Annotated in this window: 25 protein-coding genes and 1 tRNA gene; 19 read left to right on the top strand and 7 right to left on the bottom strand. The window is 53.0% G+C overall.

Annotation, left to right across the window (positions count from 1 at the left end; all coding sequences use genetic code 11):
* Positions 1-27 precede the first annotated feature (27 nt).
* Genes cysM through truA form a run of 4 tightly spaced genes read left to right on the top strand, consistent with a single transcriptional unit; the run spans position 28 to position 3,632 of the window.
* A complete protein-coding gene (gene cysM / locus G006_RS0100725) occupies positions 28-918 on the top strand; it encodes a cysteine synthase CysM (protein WP_020481234.1) in 891 nt (296 codons plus the stop codon).
* Between the two features lie 58 nt (positions 919-976).
* Complete coding sequence (rlmD, locus tag G006_RS0100720) at positions 977-2,299, top strand: 23S rRNA (uracil(1939)-C(5))-methyltransferase RlmD (RefSeq protein ID WP_026146745.1); 1,323 nt, start codon at positions 977-979, stop codon at positions 2,297-2,299.
* A 16-nt stretch (positions 2,300-2,315) separates the two neighbouring features.
* On the top strand, positions 2,316-2,816 hold the full coding sequence (locus G006_RS0100715; RefSeq protein WP_020481232.1) for a L,D-transpeptidase: 501 nt from the start codon (positions 2,316-2,318) through the stop codon (positions 2,814-2,816).
* A 12-nt stretch (positions 2,817-2,828) separates the two neighbouring features.
* The gene (truA, locus tag G006_RS0100710) at positions 2,829-3,632 is read left to right on the top strand and encodes a tRNA pseudouridine(38-40) synthase TruA (RefSeq protein ID WP_020481231.1); all 804 of its coding nucleotides are present in this window, start codon (positions 2,829-2,831) and stop codon (positions 3,630-3,632) included.
* 45 nt (positions 3,633-3,677) lie between these two features.
* On the opposite strand, the gene G006_RS0100705 is transcribed toward truA, so the two are convergent.
* On the bottom strand, positions 3,678-4,958 hold the full coding sequence (locus G006_RS0100705; protein ID WP_020481230.1) for an AMP-binding protein: 1,281 nt from the start codon (positions 4,956-4,958) through the stop codon (positions 3,678-3,680).
* A 215-nt stretch (positions 4,959-5,173) separates the two neighbouring features.
* On the opposite strand from G006_RS0100705, the gene G006_RS0100700 reads away from it, so the two are divergent.
* From G006_RS0100700 to G006_RS0100640, 13 genes are all read left to right on the top strand, one after another.
* Positions 5,174-6,400 carry an NAD(P)/FAD-dependent oxidoreductase gene (locus G006_RS0100700; RefSeq protein WP_020481229.1) on the top strand — a complete coding sequence of 409 codons (1,227 nt, stop codon included), beginning with the start codon at positions 5,174-5,176 and terminating at the stop codon, positions 6,398-6,400.
* A 31-nt stretch (positions 6,401-6,431) separates the two neighbouring features.
* The gene (locus G006_RS0100695) at positions 6,432-7,580 is read left to right on the top strand and encodes a beta-ketoacyl-ACP synthase (protein ID WP_033193881.1); all 1,149 of its coding nucleotides are present in this window, start codon (positions 6,432-6,434) and stop codon (positions 7,578-7,580) included.
* Positions 7,552-8,043: an ApeP family dehydratase gene (locus G006_RS0100690; protein ID WP_051067661.1), complete on the top strand. Its 492-nt coding sequence runs from the start codon at positions 7,552-7,554 to the stop codon at positions 8,041-8,043. The genes G006_RS0100695 and G006_RS0100690 overlap by 29 nt, the downstream gene beginning before the upstream one ends.
* A complete protein-coding gene (fabG, locus tag G006_RS0100685) occupies positions 8,040-8,768 on the top strand; it encodes a 3-oxoacyl-ACP reductase FabG (RefSeq protein WP_020481226.1) in 729 nt (242 codons plus the stop codon). Before G006_RS0100690 ends, fabG begins: the two co-directional genes overlap by 4 nt.
* Positions 8,762-9,997, top strand: a complete 1,236-nt coding sequence (locus G006_RS0100680; RefSeq protein ID WP_020481225.1) for a beta-ketoacyl-ACP synthase — start codon at positions 8,762-8,764, stop codon at positions 9,995-9,997. The genes fabG and G006_RS0100680 overlap by 7 nt, the downstream gene beginning before the upstream one ends.
* 1 nt (position 9,998) lies before the next feature.
* Entirely contained in the window at positions 9,999-10,754 is a 756-nt protein-coding gene (locus G006_RS0100675; RefSeq protein WP_020481224.1) for a beta-ketoacyl synthase chain length factor, read from the top strand.
* Positions 10,755-10,962: 208 nt separating this feature from the next.
* A complete protein-coding gene (locus G006_RS0100670) occupies positions 10,963-11,211 on the top strand; it encodes an acyl carrier protein (protein ID WP_020481223.1) in 249 nt (82 codons plus the stop codon).
* Positions 11,212-11,216: 5 nt separating this feature from the next.
* A complete protein-coding gene (locus G006_RS0100665; protein WP_020481222.1) occupies positions 11,217-11,864 on the top strand; it encodes a hypothetical protein in 648 nt (215 codons plus the stop codon).
* Positions 11,861-12,244, top strand: coding sequence for an ApeI family dehydratase (locus tag G006_RS0100660; protein WP_020481221.1), 384 nt, complete (start codon positions 11,861-11,863; stop codon positions 12,242-12,244). The genes G006_RS0100665 and G006_RS0100660 overlap by 4 nt, the downstream gene beginning before the upstream one ends.
* Positions 12,228-12,971: a glycosyltransferase family 2 protein gene (locus G006_RS0100655; protein WP_020481220.1), complete on the top strand. Its 744-nt coding sequence runs from the start codon at positions 12,228-12,230 to the stop codon at positions 12,969-12,971. Before G006_RS0100660 ends, G006_RS0100655 begins: the two co-directional genes overlap by 17 nt.
* Entirely contained in the window at positions 12,968-13,945 is a 978-nt protein-coding gene (locus tag G006_RS0100650; RefSeq protein ID WP_020481219.1) for an LpxL/LpxP family acyltransferase, read from the top strand. Before G006_RS0100655 ends, G006_RS0100650 begins: the two co-directional genes overlap by 4 nt.
* Positions 13,946-13,947: 2 nt before the next feature.
* Positions 13,948-14,364, top strand: a complete 417-nt coding sequence (locus G006_RS0100645) for an acyl-CoA thioesterase (protein ID WP_020481218.1) — start codon at positions 13,948-13,950, stop codon at positions 14,362-14,364.
* A 124-nt stretch (positions 14,365-14,488) separates the two neighbouring features.
* Entirely contained in the window at positions 14,489-15,055 is a 567-nt protein-coding gene (locus G006_RS0100640) for a hypothetical protein (protein ID WP_020481217.1), read from the top strand.
* A 134-nt stretch (positions 15,056-15,189) separates the two neighbouring features.
* Here G006_RS0100640 and G006_RS0100635 read toward each other — a convergent pair whose 3' ends face one another.
* The 5 genes from G006_RS0100635 to G006_RS28995 all read right to left on the bottom strand — a co-directional run bounded on the left by G006_RS0100635 (position 15,190) and on the right by G006_RS28995 (position 20,693).
* The gene (locus G006_RS0100635; protein ID WP_020481216.1) at positions 15,190-15,567 is read right to left on the bottom strand and encodes a rhodanese-like domain-containing protein; all 378 of its coding nucleotides are present in this window, start codon (positions 15,565-15,567) and stop codon (positions 15,190-15,192) included.
* Between the two features lie 30 nt (positions 15,568-15,597).
* Positions 15,598-16,428 (bottom strand): polysaccharide deacetylase family protein, encoded by an 831-nt coding sequence (locus tag G006_RS0100630; protein ID WP_026146742.1) that lies wholly within the window; start codon positions 16,426-16,428, stop codon positions 15,598-15,600.
* Positions 16,425-17,543, bottom strand: a complete 1,119-nt coding sequence (locus G006_RS0100625; RefSeq protein ID WP_020481214.1) for an acyl-CoA dehydrogenase family protein — start codon at positions 17,541-17,543, stop codon at positions 16,425-16,427. Before G006_RS0100625 ends, G006_RS0100630 begins: the two co-directional genes overlap by 4 nt.
* A 566-nt stretch (positions 17,544-18,109) precedes the next feature.
* Positions 18,110-19,831 (bottom strand): rhomboid family intramembrane serine protease, encoded by a 1,722-nt coding sequence (locus tag G006_RS26765; protein WP_020481212.1) that lies wholly within the window; start codon positions 19,829-19,831, stop codon positions 18,110-18,112.
* Between the two features lie 310 nt (positions 19,832-20,141).
* Positions 20,142-20,693: a hypothetical protein gene (locus G006_RS28995; RefSeq protein WP_020481211.1), complete on the bottom strand. Its 552-nt coding sequence runs from the start codon at positions 20,691-20,693 to the stop codon at positions 20,142-20,144.
* 234 nt (positions 20,694-20,927) lie between these two features.
* Here G006_RS28995 and G006_RS0100605 point away from each other — a divergent pair, with 234 nt between their 5' ends.
* Together G006_RS0100605 and G006_RS0100600 are read left to right on the top strand one after the other, a co-directional pair.
* Positions 20,928-21,161, top strand: coding sequence for a helix-turn-helix transcriptional regulator (locus tag G006_RS0100605; protein ID WP_020481210.1), 234 nt, complete (start codon positions 20,928-20,930; stop codon positions 21,159-21,161).
* A complete protein-coding gene (locus G006_RS0100600) occupies positions 21,158-22,420 on the top strand; it encodes a type II toxin-antitoxin system HipA family toxin (RefSeq protein ID WP_020481209.1) in 1,263 nt (420 codons plus the stop codon). Before G006_RS0100605 ends, G006_RS0100600 begins: the two co-directional genes overlap by 4 nt.
* 420 nt (positions 22,421-22,840) lie before the next feature.
* Here the strand turns inward: G006_RS0100600 and G006_RS0100595 are convergent.
* Positions 22,841-22,927: transfer RNA gene (locus tag G006_RS0100595), tRNA-Leu, on the bottom strand.
* Between the last annotated feature and the right edge of the window lie 27 nt (positions 22,928-22,954).

Below are 22,954 nucleotides of genomic sequence, written 5' to 3'. Positions count from 1 at the left end.
CCGTAACCTTAACCGGACGTTAAAGTCATGAACTTCCCAACCATAGAATCTTTTGTCGGAAATACGCCATTGGTGCGATTGCAACGCTTGCCGGTAGGCGGCGGCAATACTATTTTGGTCAAGCTTGAAGGCAACAATCCGGCCGGTTCGGTTAAAGATCGGCCAGCGTTAAGTATGATTCAACACGCCGAAGCGCGCGGCGAGATCAAGCCCGGCGACCGCCTGATCGAAGCCACCAGCGGCAATACCGGTATTGCCTTGGCGATGGCGGCGGCGATTAAGGGTTATAAGATGACCTTGATCATGCCGGACAACATGAGCTCGGAACGCATCGCATCAATGAAAGCCTACGGCGCGGAAATCATCCTGACGCCGGCCAAAGGCAGTATGGAAGGCGCTATCGATCTGGCGCGGGCCATGGAAGCGCGCGGCGAGGGACGGATTCTGGATCAATTCGCCAACCCGGATAATCCTTTGGCGCATTACGAAGGCACGGGGCCGGAAATCTGGCGCGACACGCAGGGCCAAATTACGCATTTCGTCAGCTCCATGGGCACCACCGGCACCATTATGGGTACATCCCGGTATTTGAAAGAGCAAAATCAAGATATTCAAATCGTCGGCGTGCAGCCGGAAGGTGACTCAAAAATCCCCGGCATTCGCCGTTGGCCTAAGGAATATTTACCCAAAATATTCGAATCGGTGCGGGTGGATAGCATCATCGAAGTCAATCAGCTGAACGCGGAAAACACCACGCGAGCCTTGGCGGCGGAAGAGGGCATTTTTGCCGGCGTTTCCTCAGGCGGCGCAGTTTACGCGGCTTTGCAATTGTCACAACAAGTTGAAAATGCCCTGATCGTGGCCATTGTCTGCGATAGGGGCGACCGCTATTTATCCACTGGCATTTTTCCAACCTAAACAACACAGCTTCATATTGGGTTACGCCACGCTAACCCAACCTACCCAATTGAGCATAATGGCCCACAAGAAAAAACTCCCCTTAGACCCCGTCACCGTTACCATAGAATCTTTGTCTCACGATGGCCGTGGTGTCAGCCATGTCAACGGCAAAGTTGTGTTCATCGATGAAGCCTTGCCTGGCGAAACGCTGGAATTTGTCTACACCGACAGCCGCAAGGACTATGCGGAAGGCAAAGTGGTTAATCTGATAAGCCGGTCTGAGCATCGGGTCGAACCGGCTTGTCCGCATTTCGGCAGTTGCGGTGGTTGCAGTTTTCAACACGTCGACGACGCCGAACAGATCAACTTCAAAGAAGATTTACTGCGCGATCAGTTCCGCCGCATCGGCAAAGTTGAGATTCCGCAAATCTGGGAAGCATTAACCGGGCCGCATTGGGGATACCGCAGCAAGGCGCGGATGGGCGTGAAATGGGTGGCAAAAAAGAATAGAGTGTTGGTGGGTTTTCGCGAGCGGCGCAACCCGTTTTTAGCGGAAATCGATAGCTGCAAAGTGATGAATCCCATCGTCGGCGAAAAGCTGATTGCCTTGGGGGAGATGATCGCTGGTCTAACAGTGAAAGATAAAATTCCGCAAATCGAAGTCGCTATTGGCGACAACGAATGCGTGCTGGCGTTTCGAGTACTGGAACCGCCCACCGACGCCGATAAACAGAGGCTGCGCGAATTTGCCCATCAGCATCAGGTCAGCATTTGCTTGCAGCCAAAAGGCCCGGACACCATTGTCCCGCTGGACGGTGAACCGGAAGTCATCCCGAGCTATGCCCTAGCCGAACAGGGCGTTAAATTCAATTTCCGCCCGGCGATGTTTACCCAAGTTAATTACCAGATCAATCAAAAAATGGTGACCCGGGCTTTGGCTGCGCTGGAATTGACCAAGGAAGACAGGGTGTTGGATTTGTTCTGCGGTTTGGGTAATTTCACCTTGCCGCTGGCGACCCAGGCGGGTCAGGTCGTCGGTGTGGAAGGTGACTTGCCGCTGGTCAAGCACGCTCGCGAAAACGCCAAGTTGAATAATCTGGACAATGTCGAGTTTCATGTCGCCGATTTGACCAAGGATTTGAAAGACCAGCCTTGGTCCAAGCAAAAATTTACCAAGGTGTTGCTGGATCCTTCCCGGGCCGGTGCATCGGAAGTGTTGCACAACTTGAAACACTGGCGGCCGGAGCGCATTGTTTACGTATCCTGCAACCCGTCCACTTTGGCCCGCGATGCCGGGATCTTGGTGAACGAGCTCGGTTACAAGCTGGTCAAGGCTGGCGTGATGGACATGTTTCCGCAAACCGCGCATGTCGAATCGATAGCCCTGTTTGTAAAATGATCCCTGGTTCTTGGCAATGAACGCATTTGCCGGCATCTCTCGCTATCTGGATGTTTCAATTACCGAGCAACACCTACTTTTATTAGACAACGGCGCGGTGCTGGCCGAGTATCCGGTCTCAACGGCTAAAAACGGCCCCGGCGAAAAAAAAGGCAGCTACTGCACGCCGACCGGCTGGCATAAAATCCGCGCCAAAATCGGCGCTGGCCTGCCGATTAACAGCGTCCTTGCCGGCCGCCGGCCCACCGGGGAAATCTACACACCCGAATTAGGCTTACAGCATCCGCAACGCGACTGGATACTCAGCCGTATTCTCTGGCTGGGCGGCCTGGAACCGGGTAAAAACCGCTACGGCGATGTCGATTCCACTTGGCGTTACATTTACATCCACGGCACGCCGGATGAATTGATGCAAGGCCAGCCAGCATCTCACGGTTGTTTGCGCATGCTAAATGCCGATCTGATTGCCTTATTCGAACAAGTTGCAGTGGGTTGCCGGGTGTGGATTCATGAATAGTTGTCAAATTGTATGCCGCGCATCGTTTTAGGTATCGAATACGACGGCAGCGCTTATGCCGGCTGGCAATGGCAGGACGGTAAAGCGACCGTGCAGGGCCAGTTGGAAAAAGCCTTAAGTAGAATCGCCAATCAGCCGATTACCGTACTTTGCGCGGGCCGCACCGATGCCGGCGTGCATGCGCTGGAACAGGTGGTGCATTTCGATTGCGAGGTGGAGCGGGATATGCACGCCTGGTTGATGGGTGGCAACAGCCATCTGCCGGATGACATCCGGATTACTTGGGCGCAACAGGCGCAGGGCGACTTCCACGCCCGATATAGCGCCATAGCCCGCGCTTATCGGTATGTGATACTGAACCGGCCGATGAAGTCGGCTTTGCTGAGAACGCAGGCCACTTGGTGTTATCAAGCGCTGGACGAGCAAGCCATGCATCAAGCCGCGCAGGCTCTACTGGGCGAACACGATTTTTCCTCGTTCCGCGCGCAGAGCTGTCAATCGGTTAGTCCCAATCGCTTGATGCATTTTATCGATGTGTATCGCGACGAACAGCGGGTTATCATCGACCTATGCGCCAATGCGTTTCTGCATCATATGGTCAGGAATATCGCTGGCGTGTTGATGGAAATCGGCATGGGCCGGCGGCCGGAGGATTGGACTGCCGAACTTTTGGAGACCAAAGACCGTTCCAAAGCCGCGATGACCGCGCCGCCGCATGGTTTGCACTTAGCAGCCGTGTTTTACCCGGAGCATTACGCTATCGCCAAAAACACCTTGTTCGATAAACTGCCGGCAGACGCTAAGCGCCATGATTAATCGCGCCTTTGCTTCGCAGCATGGCAAATCGAGTTGGCAAAGCGTTTAACTTAAACCTTCTAATAGCTTTTCCAGTGCGATTTTTGCGAGCTTACCTGTCCCGTTGCGCGGAATCTCCGTAACAAAATGAATTTTTCGCGGCAGAAACACCTCATCCAGATAAGGCTGTAAGCCCAGTCGAATGGCTTGATTGTCCAGTCTGCTGACGACGACAGCGGCCAAACGGCCATTCTCCTGGATAAAACAAAAACCATCTTCCACGCCGTCTATATCCTGCAAGCGACGGTTCAGTTCGGTCAAGGAAGCACGCTTGCCACCGATTTTCACCATGTCCTGATCCCGGCCCAATACCGAAAAGCGGCCGTCGGCTTGGATTTGCAGCGTGTCTTGCAAAGGCACTACGCCGGCTAAATGCGCGGCTTGCAGACAGGTTTGTCCGTTTTTATCTTGACGCAAGCTGCAGCCTGCGTAGGGTCGCCATTGGTTTTCAATTAATGTCTCGCGGCTGGCAAACGACAGGGTTTCGGTACTGCCATAGATTTCAAGCGGGGATTGCCCTAAAATTGCCGCCGTTTCACCGGCCAGCTTTTCGGATAAAGTGTCGGTAGCAGAAATAATGCCGGCCAGATTGTCCCAGGCGGCGTTGGTTTTGATTAAGGAACGCAAATGAGTAGGCGTTGACGCCAACACCGTAGGCCACGGCGCGGTGTTAATCGTCTGCCGGATGTCTTCGGCGAAGAACGGCCGGCCGTCGTGCAGCACCAGTTGGGAAAACAACGGCCAAAATACCGAGGTTTCCAGGCCGTACATATGTTGCGGCGGCGTGGTGGATAGAATCAATAGTTGCTGCTCCGCCAATCCCAGGCTGCTGACCGCCATTTCGGCGGAGGTTTTAAAGGTATGCAGGCTATGCGGACACGGCTTGGGTGTGCCGGTGCTGCCGGAGGTGAAGGCGATTACGGCGGTGCGTTGCCAATCTAAATGCGATGGCGATGCTGCGGTTGCAGAGTTTGGCGCGATGACTTCGAACCAATCCAAACCTGTTTCCTGCGGAGCGTGTTCTCTGGCGATATACGCGCCGGGATAGTCGCGTAGAATTTCCAGGATAACCGCCATTTGCCCGGCGGGCGGCAGCAGGCAAATCTGCCCGCGTACCGTGGCTGCTAACAGGCAGAGACAGAATAGGTAGCGGTTTTCGCATAAATTAAATTGATAGGGCTGATCCGGTAATTGCGCGGCCAGGGCCGTCACGTCGGCCCATAAATTGCCGCGGCTTACCACATGGCCGTTGTGGAGGGCAAACGGCGCCGTGTGTCTGGAGTCCATTGGTGTTTGTGGGGCGGGAGAGTTTTGGGTTTCCAGCATTGAAAGGGGTCTTATTGGGGCAATACCGCCAAGTTAACGCCTATCCTGCTAGGGGTTGTCGTAGAAGTTCGCTCTCCTGCTGGAGGACGATCACGCCAATTTAACTTAGCGGCATTGCCGCTGTTTCTGAATTTTTACTGGACGTATTTTAACCGGATAAGAGGGTTGGTAAGTAAATGGATGCAGATGTATTGATTATCGGGGCCGGCCCCTCCGGCAGCGTGGCTGCCAAGATGCTGAAACAACTCGGTCACCAGGTGGTGATTCTGGAAAAGGAACAGTTTCCGCGCTTTTCGATTGGCGAAAGCCTGCTACCGCAGTGCATGGCTTTCATGGAAGCCGCTGACATGCTGCCAGCCGTGACGGCGGAAGGTTTTCAATTCAAAAACGGCGCGGCATTTTCCAGAGCCGGCAAACTGACCGAATTCGATTTCACCCAGAAATTCAGCCCGGGCTGGGGCACCACCTTTCAAGTACCGCGCGCCCATTTCGATAAGGTGTTGGCCGATAGCGCCGAAGCGGCCGGCGTGCCCATTCATTATCAACAAACAATTCTGGCAGCCGATTTTAGTAATCCCGGGCATGCCAGCCTGACCAGCGTGGATGCCAAAGGCGTACACAAGGAATGGCGCGCAAAAATGGTATTGGATGCCAGCGGTTTTGGCAGGGTCTTGCCAAGATTGTTGGATCTGGAAACGCCTTCTTCGTTGTCGCCGCGGCGCGCGCTGTTCACGCATATCGAAGATCGGATTGCTGTATCCGATTACGACCGCAATAAAATTTTAATTGCCATTCATCCGGAATTTCATGAAATCTGGTACTGGCTGATTCCATTCAGCAATGGCAGAAGCTCGCTGGGTGTCGTGACGCCAGCCGGTTTTCTGGACCAGCGCAGCGGCGAGCCGTTGGAAGTGCTGAAAGAAATGGCGATGGAGGAACCGCGGCTCGCGGAGTTGTTGACCCACGCCCGTTTCGATACGCCCGCTAATACCATCGGCGGCTACTCGGCCAACGTCAAGCAACTCTATGGCCAGGGTTTTGCCTTACTCGGCAATGCCGGCGAGTTCTTGGATCCGGTGTTTTCATCCGGTGTGACAATTGCGATGAAATCAGCCGCGCTGGCCGTGCCCTTGGTTAACCGGCAATTACGCGGCGAGCCGGTAAACTGGTCTGTCGAATACGAACAGGCTTTGCGCAAAGGCATAGAGGTATTTCGGGCCTATGTGGAGGCCTGGTACGATGGCCGTTTCCAACAAATTATCTTCGAAGAAAATCAGTTGGCCAGCGTCAAAGCCATGATCTGTTCCATCCTGGCCGGCTATGCCTGGGATGAAGAAAACCCGATGACGCAGCGCTCCGCAAAAAAAATCGAGGCCATCTTGGCAACTTATCAAACTGCCTGAGCGGTGTAATTTGTATTTACATGATTTAGGCATGGTCTGCGCCCTGGGCGGCAGCAATGCGGATATTTTAGCCGGGTGGCTTGCCGGTCGCTCCGTTCAGCCGGTGCCGCCGGTCTGGCTAGACTCGATCATTCCCGCCTTCGGCGTAATAACCCAGCTACCTGCCATTCCGTCTAACCTCAAACAATACGATTGCCGCAACAACCGTTTGCTGCTGTCGGCGCTCCGCCAGATTGAGGCTTCGGTCAGCAAAGCCATAGCCCGTTACGGCGCGGAACGGCTCGGCATAGTGGTCGGCACCAGTACCTCCGGTATTGCCGAGGGCGAAACCGCAGTGCGGGTATGGCAGGAAACCGGGGGCATGCCAAGCCACTATCACTACAAGCAGCAGGAATTGGGCGGTGCGGCGGAGTTTTTGGCGGCTTACCTGGCGATTCGCGGTCCGGCCTACACCGTGTCCACGACCTGTTCATCCAGCGCCAACGCCCTGGCCTCAGCGCGCCGCCTGTTACGTTTGGGTGTCTGCGATGCGGTCGTGGTCGGCGGAGCTGACAGTTTATGCCGCACCACGCTGGAAGGCTTTTTTGCGTTGGGTGCCCTTAGCAAAGCCACTTGTAATCCGTTCAGTAAAAATCGCGACGGGACGACGATAGGAGAGGGTGCGGCTTTATTTTTAATGACGCGGGAACCCGGCGAAATCGCCTTGCTCGGTGTCGGCGCCAGTGCCGATGCCTATCATATTTCCGCGCCACGTCCTGACGGTAGCTGCGCGTTACTGGCGATGCAGGCTGCGCTGGCCGATGCACAGCTAAAGCCTAAGCAAATCGATTACATCAATCTGCACGGCACCGCAACTTGGCAAAACGATGCGATGGAAAATCGGGCGGTCGGGCAGTTGTTCGGTAGCGATACATTTTGCAGTTCCAGCAAACCATCTACCGGCCATTGTTTGGGTGCGGCGGGTGCGCTCGAAGCCGGTTTGTGCTGGTTGCTACTGTCTGATTTACATCAAGAAAGTCGTTTGCCGCCGCATCTGTGGGATGGCGAACCTGATCCCGACATGGTGCGGCTGCATTTGGTCGGGCTGGAAAACCAGGCGCTAAAGCCGCTACAATACTGCCTCAGCAACTCTTTTTCATTCGGCGGAAACAATGTGTCCTTGCTCATTGGACATCCCTGACAGCCCTGCGGTTTTTCCTTACCCCATCGAAACGCTAGTACCTCAGTCCGGGCGTATGGTATTGCTGGACCGGGTGCTGGAAGTAGGGGACAGCCATATCGTAGTCGAATTGGAGGTGCGCGAAGACGGCCTGTTTTCGTGTAGCGATCATAGCGTACCGACCTGGGTGGGCTTGGAATATATGGCACAAGCCATTGCCGCCTACTCCGGGTATCACCGCAAGTGCCGAGGCGAAGCGATTGGTTTGGGGTTTTTATTAGGCACTCGCTACTTCGAATGCTCGGTCGGCAGTTTTCCCTGTGGTGCCAAACTGACCGTCAGTGCGGAAAAAATTATTGAGGCGGCCAACGATATGTCGGTGTTCGACTGCACGATAACAGGGCAAAATATCAAGGCCAGCTCCAAGTTAAATGTGTTGCTGCCACAGGATTCGCAAAAATTTCTCGCCGGAAAAGGAATATGAGCCAACCAACCATCCTGGTCACAGGATCCAGCCGAGGCATCGGCAAAGCCATCGCCCTGCGCCTTGCTCGCGAGGGCTACGATATTGTGCTGCATTGCCGCAGTCGGCTCGATGAAGCCGAGCAAGTCAAACAGCAGATTGTCGAGATGGGCCGCCAAGCGCGCGTACTCAGTTTTGATTTAGCCGACCGGAATGCAGCCAAAGACAGTTTGGAAAACGATATTCATACCCATAGTGCCTACTACGGCGTGGTCTGCAATGCCGGTCTTTCCCGAGATAATGCCTTTCCGGCCTTGAGCGGCGAAGATTGGGACCAAGTATTGCGCAGTAATCTCGATGGTTTTTACAATGTGCTTTATCCGCTAGTCATGCCGATGATACAACGCCGTAAACCGGGGCGCATCGTCACGCTGTCTTCCGTTTCCGGTTTAGTCGGTAACCGCGGCCAAGTCAATTACAGCGCCGCAAAAGCCGGCATCATCGGCGCGACTAAAGCGCTGGCGGTTGAATTGGCGAAACGCAAAATCACCGTCAACTGCGTGGCTCCGGGTTTAATCGAGACCGAGATGCTGGAAGGATTGCCGCTTGAGGAGGCGCTTGCCGCCGTACCCGCCAAACGCTTGGGGACGCCGGAAGAAGTAGCGGCGTTGGTGGCTTTTTTGATGTCGGAAGATGCCGGCTACATTACCCGCCAAGTAATTTCCGTGAACGGAGGTTTGTGTTGACGCGGCGTGTGGTCGTTACCGGTATGGCCGGCTTTTCACCGATTGGTAACGATTGGCAAGAAATCCGCAGCAGACTTCTGGCAAAGCAATCGGGCATTCGCTACATTCCGGAATGGGAGATTTATAACGGTCTGCTGACCCGCTTGGCCGGGCCGGTGGAAAACTTCACGCTGCCGGCGCATTACACCCGTAAAAACACCCGTAGTATGGGCCGAGTCTCGCTATTGGCGACCCGCGCCAGCGAACTGGCCATGATCGATGCCGGTTTGCTGGGCGATCCGGTGATCAGCGGCGGCCGCACCGGCGTAGCCTACGGCTCGTCGGTAGGATCGACGCCGGCCATCGCCGACTTTGGCAGAATGCTGATCAATCACGACATCGGCAATCTGAATGCCACCACCTATCTAAAAATGATGGGGCATACCACCTGCGCCAACGTCGCTTTGTTTTTTCAAGTGCGCGGCCGGGTCATTCCTTCAGTCAGTGCCTGTACCTCGGGTAGCCAGGGCATCGGTTACGCTTACGAAGCGATCAAATACGGTTTGCAGGATGTGATGCTGGCGGGCGGCGCGGAAGAACTTTGCCCGACAGAGGCGGCGTTGTTCGATGCGCTATATGCCACCAGTACCCGGAACTCAGAACCAGAGTTAACCCCCAGACCGTTCGACCGCGACCGCGATGGATTGGTGATAGGGGAGGGTGCTTGTACCTTGGTATTGGAGGAACGGGAACGCGCTTTGGCGCGCGGCGCGCGGATCTACGCCGAAGTTGCCGGGTTTGCCACCAATGCCGACGGTGTGCACGCCACGCAGCCCAATGCCGACACAATGCAGGTGGTGATGCGTCTGGCCATGCAGGATGCTCAGCTTGAGCCGCAGCAAATTGCTTATATCAGTGCGCACGGCACGGCCACCGAGCAGGGCGACATAGCCGAAAGTCATGCAACGGCCGCGGTGTTTGGCGGCAATACCCCGATTAGCAGTTTGAAAAGTTTCACCGGCCATACCTTGGGTGCTTGCGGGGCCTTGGAAGCCATGGTGGCGATTCAGATGATGCGGGAAGGCTGGTTTCATCCCAATTTGAATCTGGATAATCTCGACCCGCGTTGTGCCGAACTGGATTATCTGACCGGCGACGGGCGTCATATCCACGCCGACTACATCGTCAGCAATAATTTTGCGTTTGGCGGTATTAATACGTCCTTGGTTTTACAGCGTTGGGATAGCTGAGTTGACCGAAAGCTTGGCCGAATTTGGTATCGAAAGCCGTTTGGCCTTCACAGTAAAGCACTGGTGTTTCTGGCAATCCGCGCATCATCCCCAGACCAAGGTCTGGCCCAACGGTGAAATATTGCCGCATAACCAAGGCAAACCCGATGTGGGGTTTTTACCGGCGATGCAAAGGCGCAGATTATCGCCTTTAGCCAGAGCCGCCTGCGCTGTGGCCTGGCGCTGTCGCGGCGAAAATGGCGACATGCCCTCGGTGTTTTTTTCAAACCATGGCGAAAGTCAGTATTATTTCGAGATGCTGGAAGAGTTGGCAGAGGGCGAACATGTCTCGCCTAGCCGCTTTAGTCAATGTGTACATAATGCCATCGCCGGCTTGGCGAGTTTTCATGGCTCCAGTTTTCTGCCTTATGTCGCCTTGGCCGGCGGTACGGAAGGGCTGTTTTCGGCTTTTCTGGAAGTCGGCGGCATGCTGCTGGATGCTCCTCAGGTTTTGCTTGTCTGCTACGAACAGCCTCTCCCCGACGCTTATTTACCCTATCTGACCGGCAGTCAAACGACCTGGGCTTTGGCGATGACGCTGGCGAGGTCTGGCGGCGTGGGGCCGCAATTGCATTTGACGCGCGAGCCGGCAAATGGCCCGGCGTTGGCGGAAAATGGCTTGCCGAAGTTAGTTCAAGCAGTCATATCTGGCCAGCAAAGCGGCTATTGTCAGCAGGATAGGGCTATCTGGGATTGGCGTTTGGATGGTATTTCGTGATGTCGATTGCCAGCAGCGTAAGCGATCTGCCGTAACCCAGGGTATAATCCACGCTTGGCGTAGTAATTTATCGCGCGGTTGGCACAGAAACTTTGGCGCTTGGAGTGATGCCAGAGGAAAATACAATATCAAACCGATACTCGCTAAATCGAGGCTTTAGAGCGATTCTCAGGCCGAGTCGAGTATCGCAATAGGAAACAACACCCGTATGAAGACCCAAGAAGACGTATTCGCCACCTTAAGAGAATTGATGTCGGAAATGTTCGAGTTAACCCCCGATGACATTACCTTGGAGGCGAACTTGCGGCAGGATTTGGACATCGACAGCATAGACGCGGTGGATTTGATGGTCAGGCTGCGCGAGATTACCGGCAAACGCATCAATCCCGAGGATTTCAAAAATGCCCGCACCATCCAGGACGTGGTGGATACTGTGTATCGGATCAGCGCTGAATAGGCTGAATGTTTAAAAACTTTCTCAGCAACCTGGTCCCGACGAAGATTCAGGCAAATCCCGATACCAGTGTTTGCCCACAATCCCCAGCAGAGCCTCGGCAAATTATCCTTAATGTGATTATCGGGGCAGCGACTGTCAGCTATCCCTTTCTGATTTGGATTTCCGCCGATTATTTTCAGCCTCGCGCCATGGCTTTGGGGCTAGCCGGATTGTTCTTGCTGCGTTACTGGCTGCAAAAACATCGCAAATCGGCCGGCCTAGCCGAGTCTCGGCTGATATTGGCGTGCGCGCTGTTTCTGTTGCTTGGTGCACTGGTTAACGATGCTGACTGGCTGCTGGCTTATCCGGTGTTCGTCAGTCTGCTGTTTTTTGCGGTATTTTCCTTTAGTTTGATTCATCCGCCGACGGTGGTGGAACGGTTGGCCAGGCTGGAATTTCCGGATCTGCCCGCTCATGGCGTGCTGTATACCCGCAGAGTAACGCTGGTTTGGAGCTGTTTTTTTCTCGGCAATGCGGCAATTTCTTTGCTGACGATTTGCTATGGCGACCGCTGGTTGTGGAGTATTTACAACGGTTGCATCTCGTATGTGCTGATGGGTTTGTTGATGGCAGGAGAAATGGCAGTCCGCCGTAAAGTGAAGGCCAGCTTTTGAGTACGCCGACGCAGGAAAATCAACAAGGCGTTTTGTTCCCGGAAACGCTAGTCGAAAAAATTCAGGCCGACGGCGTGGTGTTGGCCTTGCGCATTCCCAAAGATCTGACTTATTTCAACGGTCATTTCGATGAAATTGCGGTAGTACCGGGCGTCGTGCAAATCCAATGGGCGGTGCATTATGCCCGGCAATACCTCGGTTTAACCCACGTCTTCAGTCATATGGAATCGGTAAAATTCAAAGAGCTGTTGTTACCTGGACAAGAGCTGGAATTGGCATTGCACTATCTGCAACAAGCCGGCAAACTCACTTTTTGTTACCGCTCGGCAGCCTGCGAATATAGCTCGGGTAGAATCTACTTTCATGACGACCTTATTTAAGCCCTGCATCCTGATTCCGGTTTATAACCATGAAAAGCCGCTCCCCGGCATTATTGAGCGCTTGGAGGCGCATGAACTGCCTTGTCTGTTGGTGGATGACGGTAGCGATGCGTCCTGCGCCCAGGTGATTCGCGGCTTAGTTGAGCAATATGACTGGGTGCAAAGTATCAGGCTAGAGGTAAACCAAGGTAAGGGCGCGGCGGTCAAGGTCGGCATTCTGGCGGCTCAAGCCCAAGCCTATTCGCACGCGCTGCAAGTCGATGCCGACGGCCAGCACGATTTAAACGATCTGGATAAATTTCTAAGCGCCGCCAGACTAGCGCCGGAAGCAGTGGTTATCGGCCGAGCCCTGTTCGACGCATCGATTCCTAAACTGCGCTACTACGCTCGCTACCTGACCCATATTTGGGTACATATCAACACCTTATCTTTTGCCATCCCCGACTCGATGTGCGGCTACCGGGTTTACCCTCTAGCGTCTTGTGCAAAGTTGATTCAAAGCCTTGCGATGGAAAATCGCATGGGCTTTGATACTGAGATTTTGGTGCGGCTTTATTGGCAAGGCGCGGCAGTCATCTCCATTCCCACCCAGGTTCGCTATCCGCTCGACGGCTTATCGCATTTCCGCGCCTGGGAGGATAATCTGCTCATCAGTCGGACCCATGCCCGCTTGTTTTTCGGCATGTTGTTACGCTGGCCAAAATTGTTGCTGAGGCATTTTCAATGAAACCCGTGAACGCCGCCGCCCGGCATTGGGCCGCTGTAGAGGAAAACAGCCTGTTGTGGGGCATACAGGCTTTGGTATGGGTATATCGGCTGTTCGGCCGCTGGGTGTTTCGTTTATTTTTGCGACCGGTGGTGAGTTATTACTTTCTGGCCGGACGTCTTGCCCGCGAGTCATCAAGGGAATATCTGCGGCATCTGTCCCGGTTTTACCCGGAGTTGGGTTTAGGCGGCGGGCTCTGGCAAAGTTACCTGCATTTCTTAAGCTTCGGCGAAACCTTGCTGGACAAAATTGTGGTGTGGACCGGCAATATCACGCCGGAACAAGTGGATTTTCCCAATCGCCAGCTGTTGCTGGATTTGATCGAACAAAAGCGCGGCGCCATGCTGCTGTCCGGGCATATCGGCAATCTGGAAATCTGTCAGGCCATCGCCACGATGCGCGGCCACATCCATCTCAACATCTTAGTGCATACCAAACATGCCGAGAAGTTCAACCGCCTGCTCGGCAGTCGCGGCAGCGCCACGATACAGTTGATTCAAGTAACGGAGCTAAGTCCGGCGATTGCGATCAGCTTGCAGGAAAAGATCGAGCGTGGCGAGTTTCTGGTGATGGTGGGAGACAGAGTACCTGTGCAAGGCAGTCGCACCGTGTCGGCCAGTTTTCTGGGGGAGAATGCCGAATTTCCGCAAGGTCCGTATCTGTTGGCTTCCTTGTTGCGTTGTCCGGTTTTTACCCTGTTCTGCTTCCCGGTAGACGGACGCTTCAAAATTCATCTTGAACCGTTCTCGGACAGCATTCGCATCCCGCGAGCCGAACCCAAACGACAAGACATGCTGCAATCTCTGGCTAGACAATATGCCGAACGGTTGGAAACGTATTGCCGCATCGCACCACTGCAATGGTTTAATTTTTACCCGTATTGGCGCAAGCCGGTCGCGGGTGACAGCGGTCAAATAGCCGCCGAGGACAAGTAAATATGTTGCGCGCCGAAGTGGAATTAACTGTGCCGTTTCACGACATTGATCTGCTAAACATCGCTTGGCACGGGCATTATTGCAAATATATCGAGATTGCCCGTTGCGCGATGCTGGACAAAATCGGCTACGGTTACATGGCCATGAAAGAAACCGGATACGTCTGGCCGATTGTGGATTTGCAGTTGCGTTACGTGCGTCCTGCGCAGTTCGAGCAGCGGATTCGGGTATCGGCGGAGCTGGTCGAGTGGGAATACCGGATGAAGATCAAGTATTTGGTCGCCGATGCCGAAACCGGCGAAGTCTTAGCCAAGGGCCATACCATCCAGGCGGCCGTCGATGCGGTAAGCCGCGAAATGTGCTTCGCTTCGCCAGCGGTGTTTTTGGAAAAACTCGGCATTAAAATCGATTCGCCCTAGACAGACGCTAGCTATGGCGCTTGTGTTCAGGACTTTCCTGGCTTGTTCTATCTGTTGTACTGTCGCGTCGCTGTTTTGCCCAGCGTCAGCATGTTCCTAACCTTTTGTTTGAGGGATTTTGACTATGTTCAGAAAAAACTGCATTTTGATGTGGCTATGCCTGGCTGTTTTGGCGGTAGGTTGCAAGAAGGAGCTGAAACCCGGCGAAGGTGCGGCCGCGGCCGTGCAGCCCGCTCAGGTTTATTACACGCAGTTCAGCCTGTTCCAAGAACAAAACAAGTTTCGCACCACCAATTATCGTAAAGGCCAATTGATTCCGATCAATACGCCGGTCGCGTTGCTGAAGCTGAATTCCGACGAAGCGGTGCTGAGGATAGAATCCAGCGGCCAACTGATTACAGTCGAAAACGTGCAAAAATTTACCAAGGACGATATGCCCATCGCCTTCAGTAAAATCGCCGGCACCAGTAAGGTCGACCTTAACCAATTTACTGCCGCTGAGCGTGAGAGCATTTTGGTGGGGCAGGTGAAGACAGGCATGAGCAAAAAAGCCGCACTAGCCGCCATCGGCTACCCGCCGCAGCATGTGACGCCTTCGCTGGATAGCGACGAGTGGACCTACTGGTCCAACCTATTCAACCGCTTTGTGGTGAAATTTAAAAACGGCAAGGTCGATAGCATTGTCGAATAAGCACCAGGCTTTTTATGAATCCAGCCCTTAAGTATCGTCGCTCCCGCGAAAGCGGGAGCCCAGTGACGATGTGGGCTTCGTGGCGCGGTGTAACGGCTCCGAGGAATTTAAGGGCCGGGTTAATAATCGCTGGTCTATTCAAACCCAAATCCTGCTTTTGCCCAAGCTTTGCTGCCTCCTTCCAGATTACTTAAATGCTCGTAACCCAGTTCGTGTAGCGTTTTGGCGGCGGCATTCCCCATTGGGCCGCCTTCGCAATATAGATATATTGGGGTGGTTTTATCTTGGGGCAGTTTATCCAGGTGTTTCTCGACGCTGTTGTAAGGAATAAACGCATCGGTGCCTTTGATATGGCGCTGCTCCGGGGTATGCACGTCCACCAGAAAAATATCCTGACGTTGCATCAGCTGATTTAACTCCGGCGCCGTGACCATTTGTAAATAATCGGGTGCTTGAAACGCGCAACCGCTCAGAAACAGGGCCAACGCTGCACTGGCATAGGTTTTATTCATGGCTTAAATCTCCGAAATCAGATGGGTGCGTTAGGGATTTTGGCAACGATCGAAGCTTTCGCTTAACGTGACCGGTTGCAACTTCTCGGCGGTAATGGTGTCCAGCAGGGGCGGCAATACCTCCAGAATCACAGGCTGGCCGCTGCTGGTCCGCGCGACGTTACTGTCATGCAATAACAGAATGTCGCCAGCCTTCAGGTCTTTCAATAGTTTTGCCAGAACCACTTGCGGATTGCCGTCGATAGTATCGAAGCCGCGCCGGGTCCAACTCGCTAATTGCAGCCCCAAACGCTTGAGTACCGGATCCAACAGAGGATTTCGCAAGCCTACCGGCGGCCGGAAAAATCGCGGACGGCTGCCGGTGACTTCCGTCAGAGCGTCCTGGGCGGCGTTGAGTTCCGCCATCCAGCCATTTAACAACAGAAACGGCAAATGGTACTTATGGTGCATGCTGTGATTTTCCACCGCGTGCCCGCGTTTGACGATGTCCCGGCATAGGTCAGGGTAGCGTTGGGCTTTGGCGGCGATACAGAAAAATGTCGCCTTGGCACCGCGCTGCTCCAGAATATCGAGCACGGCCGGGGTGATGTCCGGGTCGGGGCCGTCGTCGATGGTAATGGCGATTTCGCCGCGCGCCACAGAAGCGGGCGGTAACGAGGTCCAATTAGATCCCGTCCAGTCGCAACGCGGCCAAAGGCCGGCAAAGGTTAACACCAAGTGGTCGACAATAATCGCAGTCAGGGCCCAGGGCCAGATACTAGGCTGCACGGCTACCGCCAACAGCGCAGCGGCGGTTAACCACAAGGAAGCCTTTATCAACGGCGTTGGTTGCCAATCTCGGTAAGCGGAAAAATTCATCATGAGTGGGATAGGGGGTTGGCCTTGTACGCGTCGCCGGTGCCGAGCAAGGCGGCGATCAGGTTTTTCTGCACTTCCGAACTGCCGGAAAACAAGCGGCCGGCCATGGCATCCTGCACCAATTCCGCCAGCGCACTACCCGATTCCAACCCGGCAGCACCCATAATCTGCACCGCATCCAGACTGGATTGCAAGAAAGCCTCTGCGGCGTACAATTTGGTTTGCGCCGACGCCAGGGTAAGGCGTTGACCTGCGTCGCACAGCCGCGCGCATTCGTTTAACCATAAAGCGATAGTATCCAGCCTTAGCTTCATCTCGGCAATCCGATGGCTGATGGCCTGATGCTTACCCAGATGCACACCGCCCGAGCGCCGCTCACGACTGTAACGCACCACCTCCGTTAGCTGCCAGTCCATGATGCCGGCAATGCCGGCAAAGACAAAGGCCCGTTCGTATTCCAGTGCCTTCTGGATCATCTGCGTGCCGGCACCGATCTTTCCCAGCAGGCGATCGGAATCGAGCCGGCAATCCTGCAAAATCACGCTACCGGTGGCACTGCCCCGGCAAGCAGCTAGCGCGCCTTCATCACTAAAACGGCAGCCGTCATCGTTACTGGAAACCAGAAACGCGCAAATTTTGCCTGCCAATTTGGCGTACACCACCAAGCAATCGGCCACGGGGGCGTTGGTGATATAACGCTTTTCGCCGTTCAACACATAACTGTCGCTGTGTAACTCCGCGTGGGTTGTCATCGCCTGTACGTCCGAGCCGCAAGACGGCTCGGTGATCGCATGCCCGCCCAGCCATTGTCCGCTGATTAAAGGCGGCAGAAATTGTGCTTTCTGCGCCTCGCTGCCGTACAACAGAATAGGAAAAACCGATCCCCACAAATGCGCATTGACCGCCAGCATCAGGCCAGGGTCGCGGCAAGTTTCTCCGAGTCGGCGATGGCTTTTGACTAGCGCGGTAAAGTCGTCGCCAAAACCGCCTAAGTATTGGGGGAGGGCATGGCGGAACACACCCAACTCGGCGACGGTACGTAGCCTGGCTTTGATTTGGGCATCATTCGGTGGGCCTGCATAAGCGGGTATGCTGGAGAAATCGGGGATTTTAGTCATGACGGAGCTGTTGACGAACCTAATAAAGCCCAATTGTATCGTTCCCACGCGGAGCTTGGAAACGCAGGAAAATCGCAGCCGTCATGCCGGCAGAAAAATGCAGTATTGTGGCAACTGATCTTGCCTCCTATTCCCAGGCACCCAGCTAAAGGTATCCAGTGGTGGGTGATCAAAACCTTCGCCCACCAATTTAGTTGCTCGTTGCTTTTTCGACATTCGGCCGTGAAGCACAAAAGGTGGCGGTAACTTGCTGTCCAACGCTAACAAAATAGCATCCAGATGTTCGGTGCGCTCAGTCAGGACCAGTACTTTTCGACCCAGATCAAAAGCTGTAATAATCTCCCGAGCAATCGCCGCCGTTCAGTCCAAATCATTGGCAATGTGACGAAATACATCTTGAATGGCCGACTCCATCTACAAACCGCCACTAAATCCGATACAAACCCAGCCAAATTTTGAATGCCTTGGGTCGGCCAAAAGCTATCAGACGAGCCAAACGCGTCAATGGCAAGTGTCCAGCCAAAAGCAGTCGGTGTTGCCGCAACGGTCGCGAACGATTCCGAAGGCTACTTCGTCCTAAGGGAGTGCTTGCTCTCATGCAATATGCGAGCTGTTATTGCCTTTAACTTGTCTTTGATAAGGGTTGCACGTTCAAGATCGGTTGGCTGAGTTTTACCGCTTCCAGGTTTTTGAAAGGGGGCGAGTTCGAAGATCGATACTAATAGAGCTGTTGATAGTTTCATCTCTTGTAACATCTGTAATCGCTGATCCGATTCCGCTAGTCTGACTTCTGATAATTGTTGTATCGCTTGTTTTAAGCCTGAAAGGTAAGTGTTTTTGATCTTTGAGTCCAACTCCGCAGCGGACATTTGGCCTCTGCGAAAAGTAACTATGTCGAGATCAAGTAAAACAAGTTCATGAAACAGACTATTCGCGCCCTGCATCAATAAGGCTTGATTTGTTAGCTCTGATTTAATGTTCAATGTTGCCCGGGGCGACATCGAGACTAAAGCTGTTGTAGCGACAACCGTCGACGACAGACCTATTATTAGGTGTTTTTTGACGCGGTGTTTGAAACTTTCCATTTCCAAGCGTTCCGGCAACAGTAAACCCAATAAGCAACCAGTTAGCATAGCGCCGATATGCGCCGCGTTATCAATGCCGCGATTGGTAAATCCATAGAGCAAAGCATAAAAAACAAACAACACTATGCCGCTCAACCTTCGTTTACTAAAAATTTTTGGTAAGCGCTCCCTGTGTTGATACAAACCAATCATTAGCGCAATAGCAACGCCTAACACAGCCCCGGACGCACCTGCGGAAACTGCGTGTTGCGCACCAAAATAAAGGCTGAGCCCATTGCCGATCAAACCGGAACCTAAATAAATCAGTGTAAAAGGCAGATGACCGTATATGCGTTCCACCACCACCCCACCAACGACATATAGCCCCGCCATATTGATGCCTAAATGTATCAGGCTACCATGGAGAAACATGGCGGTTGCCAGTCGCCACCATTCGCCACGTTGAATATCAAATGCAGTATTACCGCCCCAACTCAGTAGCTGCTCGGATGGCGTTTGCTCTATTTTCGCCCCGGCATGCCACATTGCAATCCAAACCAATACGTTGACACCGATTAGCAACCAGGTGATCCACGCTATGGGAGCATAAGCCTCCAACTGATCATGAAACGCTTTTTCCTCGGCTAGCGGATTAGTGGCGAAATTGTTGGCCGATTGACTGACGCTAGAATTACCAGTGGATTTTATAGTTGATCGAGCGAATCCCAAACGCTGATTGATTATTTCCAGCAACTCGATTTGATCTTCTGTAGACAAAGACGATATAGGTAGCACTGGTCGCGCGGGGTTAATACCAGTCCAGGACATAGAGTCATCAATAACCCCTACAATAGCTTGTAATCGAAATTGTATGAATGGCAAATTATTGAGTTTGGAAATATTGGCTTCCACCAACTCACTCCAGCTATGCCGTTTAATTGCGCCGGCAAACAGCTGAGACTCTATGCCATCGTTATCCAATGTGACAATTGGTTGGTGGTCGGGCAATCGGCGTTTAAGAATGCTATCGAATATCGCCACAACCACATATGTGAAAACAATCGGAAGCCAAAGCCTGCCGTATTCGTGTTTCTTGCTGATGACAATAAGAAATACCCAGGAAGCAACCAGCCACCACCACAAGCTGTTTCGATATTTGGCCAAGGGACTCTTGATAGACGAATAAAATTGTTTGCTGATTGTTGCAGATTGAGTTCGGTGCATGACAACCCGTTGTTGATAGTCTGCTCCAATTATAGATAGAGCAATTGGAGAAGTGTTGGCCTTGAAATGTGCGATTACGTTAGCTAATCGTACTTACATTTTGAAGGACAGCTTATTTCCCGTTTGCTGCCCTTGCAATTTAATCTTATTTGTCGGCTTAGGGTCGATTGTGCATTTCCATACACCCAAAAGCCACCATTCATTACTTACCTAGTCGTATCGGAACCGGTGGCGGTACTCGTTGTTATATGCTTCGAGCAAAGCAATCAGTCTTGCGTTTTCAGCTTGAAGATCGGATAAAAGCGCATTACTAGTCATCAATGTCATATTCGGATAACAATATTGCCATATCTTCGCCAACACCCCAGCCGACATTCGGGCCTTGCAGCGCAACTTGCTCGAGTCTGTGTATAAAAGCTGGGCGTTTGGCTTCCGGCAAGGCCATGACATATTTCAATGCTTGTTCGAACATACGCACTAAGGCATCAAAATAGCCTTCATCGTCCATGCCGCAGTAACCCAGGAATACAAACACTTCCTCGCAATAAAAAACCGATAGTTCAGCCAGTCCTTCGGGTTGACCGAGCGCCTTTTTGTAATCGGTAATCGCTTTCTTCGCTTTGACCACAGAGATGGGTTGATTGCGCATGACATCCGAGCAAATCCAGCGGGAAATCGTGTCCTTATAGGGTTTAATAATATCCTCGCCCAACCCGAATCGTGCATGCAGAAACGTTTGATTATCTTTATTGGCCGCGTATATATCCTGTATCAGCCCGATCAGACCAACTCGATCGACGTCAGCCAATTTGGATTTAACGTCTTTCCAGGTTGCTTTGGTTTTTTTCTGTTTGCTAGTCATTTGCTGTCGGTTGTTTTATTTTGGTTCGTACTTGCAGTTAGCCTAAGTTATATCATCAGCATTCAGCGCTAACCATCACAGTCACATAGATTTGACACAGAAAGGGGCTATTTTTCCCGAACGGGAACTTCAATGCTTGTCTATCGTAAATTCTAAATTAAATTTCCCGTTCGGGAAATTAAACTTGCATATTGGTTGTTTTCGCCTAATAATTTCCCGAACGGGAAAAATCTGATGATCAACATTCACTCTACCCAACAACTTGGCCAAGCGCTGCGCGCCGCCCGCAAACAGCTCGAATTAACTCAATCCGAATTGGCGTTGGCGGCAGGTGTTGGCGTTCGCTTTATCGTCGACCTCGAAGCCGGCAAGCCGACCGTGCGTCTGGAAACGGTGATGCGCGTTATTGAAGCACTGGGTGGGCAGGTCATGCTCGATGGCCTGCCGGATATAAGCGAAGCACCATGAGTTATTTGCTTGCCGTTTATTTATTTGATCGTCGAGTGGGGGATTTGGCTCTGGTGGAAGGCAGACTGCAATTTTGCTACAGCGCCGACTGGCTGCAACAAGCCGACGCAGTCCCTCTGTCCTGTTCATTACCGTTGCAAGTAGAGGTTTTCAATGATCTGCAGGCGAGGCCGTTTTTTGCCGGCCTGTTACCGGAAGGCAAATTACGCCAACTGATCGCACGCCTGTTTCAGGTCTCGAAGCAGAACGACTTTGCCTTGCTCGATCATATTGGCGGTGAATGCGCCGGCGCCGTTTCGCTTTTGCCGCCAGACCGATTACCCACTGTATCTGAACCAGCGAACGAGATAGACTGGCTATCCGACTCTGACGTACTGGCTTTACTGGATGAATTGCCGCAGCGGCCGATGCTGGCTGGTCAGGATGGTTTGCGCTTATCGTTGGCGGGCGCTCAGGATAAATTACCGGTGGTGTTTGATGGTCAACGAATCGGTCTGCCCCGCAATGGCACGCCCAGTAGTCATATTCTTAAACCGGCCATCTCAGCCGTTGAAGACAGTGTGATCAACGAAGGTTTCTGTATGTCACTGGCAGATGCGATGCAATTCCAGGCCGCACAGTCGAGGATTTGTGCCGTTCGCGATCGTTCATTTCTGCTGGTTGAGCGATATGACAGAACTCAAGCTGCAAATGGCCAACGCGTGCGACTGCATCAGGAGGATTTCTGCCAAGCACTTGGCGTGGTACCGGAACTGAAATACCAGAACGAGGGTGGACCGGGTTTGGAACAGTGCTTTGACTTGGTCCGCCGCGTGACCCGACCGAGTGCGCCACAGGTACTGCGTCTGCTGGATGCGGTCATTTTCAATGCCTTGATCGGCAACCACGACGCCCATGCCAAGAACTTTTCTATCTTGTATGCCGACAAGGGCGCAGTTCTGGCGCCGCTCTACGACGTATTGTCGACCGCCGTTTATCCCAGCCTGACGTCCAAGATGGCGATGCAGTTGGGCGGCAAATACAAATTCAGCGAAGTACAGGCAAGACACTGGGATCGCTTTGCCCAAGCGGCGGGATTGTCGGTGGCACAAACCCGAAAACGTATCCTCGGCTTGTGCCAACGGCTACCAGTCGTCGCTCGCAGGTTGCAGACATCGGCGAATAAAGAATTCGCCGGAAACTCGGTGATTGAACAAATCGTACAGCTGATCGAGCAACGCGCGGCGCTGACAGTCAGGCGGTTCGCCGGGTTTGATTAAACTCCAAAGCTCTTGGATACGCGACACAGACTATAGCAAGGCCGGTGACTGTCACTTATTGAAATGCTTGGGGTGATCTAATTGATATTTGGAAAAATAGGATAGCTCGCTTTCCTCTGGTGATGCAGAGGGCAGATGAGAATAGAGCTTGTTGACCACATTTTTGAACCACAGTGGCCTGTAGATTAAGACAAATATCAGGATTGAGTCGGTGACCGGGACCGGGAGTATTTCCAAGCAGCCGATGGTGACTAAAACTAGAAACCACTTGAGACGCCATAGCAGCGGCGGATTTCTGCGTTTAAAGTGAAATATTTTCTTCATGCTCAACCAGTTTTACCGAGGCGTTATTCAAAGGGAACGTGGCAATCATTAGGCATAAAAAAAGGACCGGGTGTTAACCAAAGTCCTTTATTTTTATGGTGCCTCAGACCGGAATCGAACCGGTACGACCTTTCGGTCGCGAGATTTTAAGTCTCGTGCGTCTACCTATTTCGCCACCGAGGCCTTCTTACTGATGAAGTGCGAAGGCCG

It is taken from the genome of Methylomonas sp. MK1 (genome assembly GCF_000365425.1).
In the GTDB taxonomy this organism is placed as follows: domain Bacteria; phylum Pseudomonadota; class Gammaproteobacteria; order Methylococcales; family Methylomonadaceae; genus Methylomonas.
Note: the sequence above shows the minus strand (reverse complement) of the source record. Positions and strands in the feature narration are given on the sequence as shown.